The organism is Paraburkholderia kirstenboschensis, from assembly GCF_904848585.1.
Taxonomy (GTDB): Bacteria; Pseudomonadota; Gammaproteobacteria; order Burkholderiales; family Burkholderiaceae; genus Paraburkholderia; species Paraburkholderia kirstenboschensis.
Genome location: NZ_CAJHCR010000013.1, coordinates 205,879 through 213,474, shown reverse-complemented (window position 1 = coordinate 213,474; position 7,596 = coordinate 205,879). Strand labels below are relative to the sequence as shown.

The window sequence follows — 7,596 nt, the reverse complement described above, 5'->3', positions numbered from 1 at the left end:
GTCCTTCGACACTACGTGGATTCAAACCGTTAAAGACAGACTCAAACCTGACATCAAGACTACGACATCTGTATTTAGCCAGCCCTGCGACATTTCAATCTGGCCTCGACAGGCAATATTCCGATGCTGCGGCGGGGCCGGTTGGAAGGCACCGAAATCGTCGTGACCATCGAGGTCTGAAGGCGAGCCACTGGTTAGCACGCTCCTGGCGATGCGAGTGTGACGGGCCGGCGCGAATCACCGCACGGAGCCGGGATTCACGCAAGCCCGAATGTTTTCCTCAGATTTGCATCGACGGGGGCTGCCGGCATGAAACGCCGCAATCTCCTCAAAAGAGACGCCTGTCCCGCCGGCGTGAAACGCATTCGCCAGTTGCCAAGCGCGGCTTCAACAATTGTGTCTGCCACGCCATCGGGCGCGGGCGCACCTTGGACACTGTTGACGACTGCGCTGGATGCAAGCGCACGCTCGCGATCATAGGCGGTGATTTTCAAACCCGCCTGAGGCGCATTGACATCGAGATTGGTTCGGGTAAAGGACGGCTCGATGAGCGTTGCGCGGATGCCGAACTGGCGCATCTCGTGATCAAGCGTCTCGGTCAACCCTTCGACGGCATGCTTGGACGCCGCATAGAGTCCCATGTATGGCGCCGGCAAAAAGCCGAGCACCGAACTGATATTGACGATCCTTCCACCACGTTGCGCCCGCATGTGCGGAAGCACTGCCTGGCTCGTACGCAGAATGCTGAATACGTTGGTGTCGAACAGCGCGGCGGCTTCGGTAACCGACGTTTCCTCCACCGCTCCGATCAGCGTCGTGCCGGCATTGTTGACGAGCACGTCGATGCGCGCGGCGCGCTCGATAATCGTATGAATCGCGGTTCGAACCGAAGCATCGTCGCGCACATCCATCTCCACCAGCTCGACGCCGGCCAATGGCGCCGTCTTTGCAATGCTGCGCACGGTCCCGAATACGCGGCACCCGCGCTTCGCGAACTTCTCTGCTGTCGCGCGTCCGATACCAGACGACACGCCGGTCACAACGACCACTTTGGAGTTGGGCATGGCAGTTTCCTTCGATACAGTAAATTGATTGCGCTTTAACCGCGCGCGTCGAGCGCGTCCTGCAGCGTCAGTTCGGGCGGAGAGGCGTGCTCGTGGCTGCCCTTGTGCGAACCCGCTGGGCTGCCTGGCCGGATCCTGAACCAGATCGAATACATGGCCGGCAGGAACACCAGCGTCAGTACCGTCCCCGCGAACGTTCCGCCGATCAGCGTGTAAGCGAGCGTGCCCCAGAACACCGAATGGGTCAGCGGAATGAACGCGAGGATCGCGGCCATTGCAGTGAGGATCACCGGGCGCGCACGCTGCACGGTGGCTTCGACGACCGCGTGGAACGGGTCGAGTCCCGCCTGCTCGTTCTGGTGGATCTGCCCGATCAGGATCAGCGTATTGCGCATCAGGATGCCCGACAGCGCGATGAGGCCGACCAGCGCATTGATGCCGAACGGCTGCCGGAAGAGGACCAACGTCGGCACGACACCGATCAGGCCCAGCGGACTCGTCATGAACACCATCACCATGGCGGAGATCGAACGCACCTGAAAGATGATGATGATCAAAGTGATCGCCAGCATGATCGGGAACAGCGGCAGCATGGCGGTCGTCGCCTTGCCCGATTCTTCGATGGAGCCGGCTTCCTCGATTCGATAGCCGCCCGGCAGCCTGGCCATGATGGGCTGAAGCTGCTTCGTGATCGCGGTCGAGACGTCCGGCGGCTGCAGGCCATCGGCGATATCGCCGCGCACCGTGACCGTGGGCACGCGATCGCGCCAGCGCATGATCGGCTGCTCCATCCGCACATCGACCTTGCCGACCTGCGACAGGGGGATGCGCTGCCCGTTCGCGCCGGCCAGCGTGAAGTCGCCGAGCCGCGCGGGGTCGAGCCGCACATCGCCAGCCGAGCGTGCAAAGACCTGCACGGTACGAATATCCTCGCGCACAGCGGTGACGGGCACGCCGGTGAGCAGAAACTGGAGCTGTTGAGCGACGGCGCTGGACGTCAGTCCCACCGCCTGCAGACGGTCCTGCTGCAACGTGAAGTGCAGCGTCGGCGAGCGCGTGCCCCAGTCGGCATTGACCGTGCGCATCATCGGACTGCCGTCCATCACCCGCTGAACTTCCGCGGCGATACCACGAAGCTTGTCGGGATCGGGGCCTGTGACGCGATAGGCCACCGGGAACGGCGAATACGGCCCGAACACGAGTTGTGTGACCCGCACGCGCGCTTCCGGGGCGAGGCCGCCTGCGATGGCCTGACGCAACCGCTGCTTCAATGCATCGCGCTCGTCCTGGCTGTCCGTGCGGACCACGATCTTTGCAAACGACGGATCGGGTAGTTCCGGTCCCATCGCCAGATAGAAACGCGGCGCACCCTGCCCCACATAGGCGGTGACGATCTTCGCTTCCTTTTGCTTCGCGAGCCACGCTTCGACTTTCTCTGTAGTAGCGCTCGTCTGTGAAATCGACGTGCCATAGGGCATCTGCACCTCGACCAGCACTTCGGGACGGTCGGAGATGGGGAAGAACTGCTTTTTGACGATCGCCATGCCGAGAATCGCGAGAACGAAGAGACCGACGACCGAACCGGCGACAAGCCATTTGCGCGCGATCACGCGCGTCAGCAACTGGCGGAAGCGGTTGTAGCGCGGCGTGTCGTAGATTGCGTCGTGACCGCCTTCGAACTTCCGGAAGTCCGGCAGCATCTTCACGCCGAGATACGGCGTGAAAACGACCGCGACGACCCACGATGCGATCAGCGCGATCCCCACGATCCAGAACATGTTGCTGGTGTATTCGCCCGCGGTGGAGCGCGCGAAGCCGTTCGGCATGAAGCCGACCGCGGTCACGAGCGTGCCGGCCAGCATCGGCGCCGCCGTGTGGCTCCACGCGTAGGCCGACGCGGCCACGCGGCTGTAGCCTTCCTCCATCTTCACGACCATCATCTCGATGGCGATGATCGCGTCGTCGACGAGCAGGCCGAGCGCGAGAATCAGCGAGCCGAGCGTGATGCGGTCGAAGTTCTTGCCGGTTGCGGCCATCACCACGAACACGATGGCCAGCGTCAGCGGCACGGCCGCGGCAACGACGAGACCGACCCGCCAGCCCATGCTGACGAAGCTCACCAGCATGACGACGAGCAGCGCGGCGAAGAACTTGACCATGAACTCGTCGACGGCCGAGCTGATGTTCGCGGACTGGTCGGTGACCTTGGTCAGGCTCATGCCCAGCGGCAGCCCGTTGTTGATTGCGCCGACCTCGCTGTCCAGCGCCTTGCCGAGGTCGAGCCCGTTCCAGCCGTCGCGCATCACGACACCCAGCAGCAGCGCGGGTTCGCCGTTGTTGCGGATCATGAACGTTGCCGGATCCTCATAACCGCGCTCGACGGTGGCGATGTCCGACAGCTTCAGCGTGCGGCCCTGCACGACGACCGGCGTGTCGCGGATCTTCTGCAGGTTGTCGAAGGCGCCGTCCAGGCGAATGAATACCTCCGGACCTTTGGTCTCCACGGAGCCAGCGGGCGTCAGCGCGTTCTGGCCATTGAGCGCGGCGAATACGTCCTGCGGGCTGACGCCGAGCGTCGCCAGCCGGTCATGCGAGAACTGCACGTAGATCCGCTCAGCCTGTTCGCCGATGATGTTGACCTTCTTCACGCCCGGCACATGCAGCAGCCGTTGGCGCTGCGTCTCCGCATCGCGCACCAGCAGACGCTGCGGTTCGCCTTTGGCCTTCAGCGCGAAGAGGGCGAAGGTGACGTCGGCATATTCGTCGTTGACCATCGGCCCGATCACGCCGGCCGGCAGGTTGGCGGCTTCGTCGCCGATTTTTTTCCGGGCCTGGTAGAACTCCTCCTGCACTTCGGACGGCGGCGTGCTGTCGAGCAGCGTCAACGTCGTGAAGGCCAAACCGGGGCGCGTATAGGTTTCGGTCCGGTCGTACCAGCGCAGTTCCTGCATGCGCTTTTCGATCTTCTCGGCGACCTGGTCGTGCATTTCCTGTGCGGTGGCGCCCGGCCATGCGGTGATGATGGTCATCACCTTGACCGTGAAGGCGGGGTCTTCCGCGCGACCCAGCTTGAAGAAGGACACGAGTCCGGCCAGGGAGATCAGGCAAATCAGGAACAGCGTGATCGCGCGCTCGCGCACGGCAAGCGCCGACAGGTTGAATCGGCCTTCGCTCACGGACGTGCTCCTTCGCTCGCCATGGCGACAGTCTGGCCGGACACGCGGACCGGCTCACCTTCGCGCAGCAACTGCGCGCCGAGCGCGACGACCCGGTCGCCCTGCTTCAACGTACCTGAGACGCGAGCGCTGTCGTCGTCCAGATGAAGGACCGTCACCGGCCGCCACGCAGCCTTGGCCGGTTCGCCGTTTATCACCCACACGCCCGGGCCCTTGCCCGCGTCGAGCACCGCGCCAATCGGCACCTGCAAACCGTCTTGCACCGCAGAAGGCGCGTCCGCAATCTGGACCGTCACTGTGGCACCCAATGGGGCGTCGGCCAGTTCTCCTTGCAGCACATACCGCGCTTCAAAGGTCCGGGTGCGGGGATCCGCGGTATTCGAGAGCTGACGTAGCGTCGCCGGCACGGTGCTGCCGCTGCTGCCGAAAAGCGTCGCCTGGGCGACCGAGCCAATCGCGGGACGCAGGGTTTCGGGTAGCTGGATGACAGCCTCGCGACGCCCAGCGTGAGCGAGGCGCACGACAGGCTGTCCGGCGCTGACGACCTGACCGGGTTCGGCCAATGTTTCCATCACAACGCCGTCGCCGTTCGCCATCAGCGCGGCATAGCCCGTCGCATTGCGCGCCACGTCGGCGTCGGCTTCGGCCGCATTGAGCTGCGCCCTGGCGGCATCGGCGGCCGCCTTGGCCTGGTCGTAGGCCGAAGCCGAGATCGCACCCGTGCCGCGCAGGTCGCGATAGCGCTCCTCATCCTGCGCGGTCTGCTGCGCTCGTGCTCGCGCGGCTGTGACCGCCTCCTGCCGGGCTTGCGCGGCAAGCTTGAGATCGATCGGGTCGAGGCGCATCAGTGGCTGACCGCGTTTGACGGTTTGGCCCGCATCCACCAGCCGTTCCAGCACCTTGCCCGAAACACGGAAACCCAGGTCGCTCTGCACGCGTGCCGCGACGGTCCCCGTAAGCGAACGGGACGCGGGGACGGCGCGTTGAACGACGGCCATGCGCACCAGTGGGGCCTCGGTGCGCGGATCGGGCAGTGTTTTATCGCCGCAGGCCGCTAGCGCAAACGGCAGCGCACAGGCGAGTGCGGAAGTGGCGAGGCGACGCGAGAACATGAAAGTCCCATCGATGAGTGATGACGGGTTTCATTATGGTTCTAGTGACCAATATCGTCAAGCGTCACAAACTTGATCTTGCTCAGGGCGACAGGCTACGAAGTACCAGGCTGGACAACTGCGCCGGCGCGACGTCGGTGGTATCGCGGTTGTACTGAAGCAGCAGCGGGTTGAGATAGGGGCGCAGCACCAGATAGATCGCCGTCGCGGTTTCGTCCAGTGGCGTCTTGCGCTCAAAGTCACCGCTTTGCCGACCTTCCTGCAAAACCTCCTGCAGCAGCTTCTGAACACGTGCTTCATAAGCTTGCACGGACTGCCAGTTTTCGGTGGCAGCCGATGCGGCGATGTCGTAAAGCTTGCGGTCCCGGAAAAACAGACGGAGGCTCGCATCGGTAAAGACCTTGAACATCCGCCGCAGCTTCTCCGGCGGCAGATCGGTGTCCGCTACGGCCGCCCTGACCTCGCTTTCGATCTCGCGCAGGCAGTTGCCGCAGATCATCTCGCCAATGGCCTGCTTGGATTCGAAGAACTTGTAGATGTAGGCCTTGGAAAACCCGATCGCCTTGGCGAGGTCCGAGACTGTGGTTTTATCGTAGCCATACCGGCTGAAGTGCTCGGTGGCCGCGGCAACGATCTGGTCCCGCACCTCGTGGTCGGCCGGGCCGCGCGCGGGGACGGAGGGAACGGTGGTGTTTTTCATGGGCATAGCATACAGGAATGGACAACTAGTGACTGTTTGGTATTATAGTCACAACAGGACCTCTTGAAGACGCTCATGCTACCCAAACATCTCCTTGCCGCGGTCATAGTCGCAAGCCTCTCGACAGGCTGCGCTGTCGGTCCAGACTATGTGCGACCGCATGTCGCCATGCCAGACAGCTTCCAGGGCCAGGCCGCAGTCGAGCACCGGCAGGCGGCGGCCAGTGCCGACCTTGCCACGTGGTGGACGGGCTTCGGCGATCCGCAACTGACGCGATTCGTCACGCTCGCGCTGGAACAGAACCTGGACCTCGCACAGGCCGCCGCGCGCGTTACGCAGGCGCGAGCGGGACTCGGCGCGGCGAACGCCGCGCTGCTGCCGTCCGGCAATGTCAGCGGCCAGGCTGCGCGGGTCTATCAGTCGGTTGAGACTCCCTTGGGACGGGTCCTCAATTCGACGCCCGGTTTCGACCGCTACGGCAACGACTATGAGGCCAATTTCAGCGCGAGCTGGGAGCTGGATGTGTTCGGCGGCCTGCGTCGCGGACGGGAAGCGGCGCTTGCCGACTATCAGGCTTCAGAGGCCGGCGAGGTGGCCACGCGCCTGGCTGTGGCAGCGCAGACTGCAGACATCTACATCACCATTCGTGGATTACAGGCTCGTCTTCAGGTGGCTCGCAAGCAGTTGCAGACGCAGCAGGATCTACTTTCGACAATCAAGCTTCTGTACGGGAAAGGCCTGGCGGCCGACCTGCAGGTGAGCCAGGCTGAAGGTGCGCTGGCTCAGGTTCAGGCGTCCATCCCGGTCCTTGAGGCAGGGCTCGATGCGGCGATGAACGCGCTGGACGTGATGCTGGGTTCACAGCCCGGCACGCAACGGGCGGAATTGCTGGAGGGCGGCGATATCCCGGCCGCCCCTCGAATCGCGGGCACCGGATCGCCTGGTGAGTTGCTCAGGCGTCGGCCCGATCTGATCGTGGCCGAGCGTCGCCTTGCTGCATCCGACGCGCGCATCGGCGTGGCAATCGCTGAGTATTACCCGAAGCTGTCGCTTAGTGGACTGATTGGGAGCGCCACGTCAGTGGCCAGCGGCAACCTGTTCAGTAGCGGCGCCAATCAGGCTGCCGGCGTGCTGGGACTGCGCTGGCGACTATTCGATTTCGGCCGCATCAATGCGCAGATCAATGTGGCCAAAGGGCAGGAAGCCGAGATGCTCGCCGCGTATCGGCTTACCGCATTGCACGCAACGGAGGACGTCGAGAATTCTTTCTCAGCACTCGTCAAGCGCGAGGAGCAGGCTGCCATTCTCGCGCAGGGTGTGAGTTCGCTCGGCCGCGCGCGGGCGGCCTCGTTTGCCGCTTATCAAAAGGGTGTAGTCAGCCTGATCGAAGTGCTGCAGGCGGACGACAACCTCTTACGCACCTCAGACGCGCGGGTGCAGGCGCAAACGGAATCGGCGCGCGCAGCGGTCGCGGCATTCAAGGCGCTCGGCGGGGGTTGGCAACCCACTGATCCTGAGGCCGTTGCAAGCCGATAGGCCCGCCG

General features: G+C 63.8%; 5 protein-coding genes. 1 reads left to right on the top strand and 4 read right to left on the bottom strand.

The window, feature by feature from the left end:
• Window positions 1-257: 257 nt before the first annotated feature.
• The 4 genes from JMY24_RS27455 to JMY24_RS27440 form a co-directional block, all read right to left on the bottom strand.
• Window positions 258-1,064, bottom strand: a complete 807-nt coding sequence (locus JMY24_RS27455) for an oxidoreductase (RefSeq protein WP_128598680.1) — start codon at window positions 1,062-1,064, stop codon at window positions 258-260.
• Between the two features lie 35 nt (window positions 1,065-1,099).
• Window positions 1,100-4,240, bottom strand: a complete 3,141-nt coding sequence (locus JMY24_RS27450; RefSeq protein ID WP_128598679.1) for an efflux RND transporter permease subunit — start codon at window positions 4,238-4,240, stop codon at window positions 1,100-1,102.
• The gene (locus JMY24_RS27445; protein WP_201703266.1) at window positions 4,237-5,352 is read right to left on the bottom strand and encodes an efflux RND transporter periplasmic adaptor subunit; all 1,116 of its coding nucleotides are present in this window, start codon (window positions 5,350-5,352) and stop codon (window positions 4,237-4,239) included. Before JMY24_RS27445 ends, JMY24_RS27450 begins: the two co-directional genes overlap by 4 nt.
• 82 nt (window positions 5,353-5,434) lie before the next feature.
• The gene (locus tag JMY24_RS27440) at window positions 5,435-6,058 is read right to left on the bottom strand and encodes a TetR/AcrR family transcriptional regulator (protein ID WP_413231271.1); all 624 of its coding nucleotides are present in this window, start codon (window positions 6,056-6,058) and stop codon (window positions 5,435-5,437) included.
• Between the two features lie 69 nt (window positions 6,059-6,127).
• On the opposite strand from JMY24_RS27440, the gene JMY24_RS27435 reads away from it, so the two are divergent.
• Complete coding sequence (locus tag JMY24_RS27435; protein WP_201703264.1) at window positions 6,128-7,588, top strand: efflux transporter outer membrane subunit; 1,461 nt, start codon at window positions 6,128-6,130, stop codon at window positions 7,586-7,588.
• The last annotated feature ends 8 nt before the right edge of the window (window positions 7,589-7,596 follow it).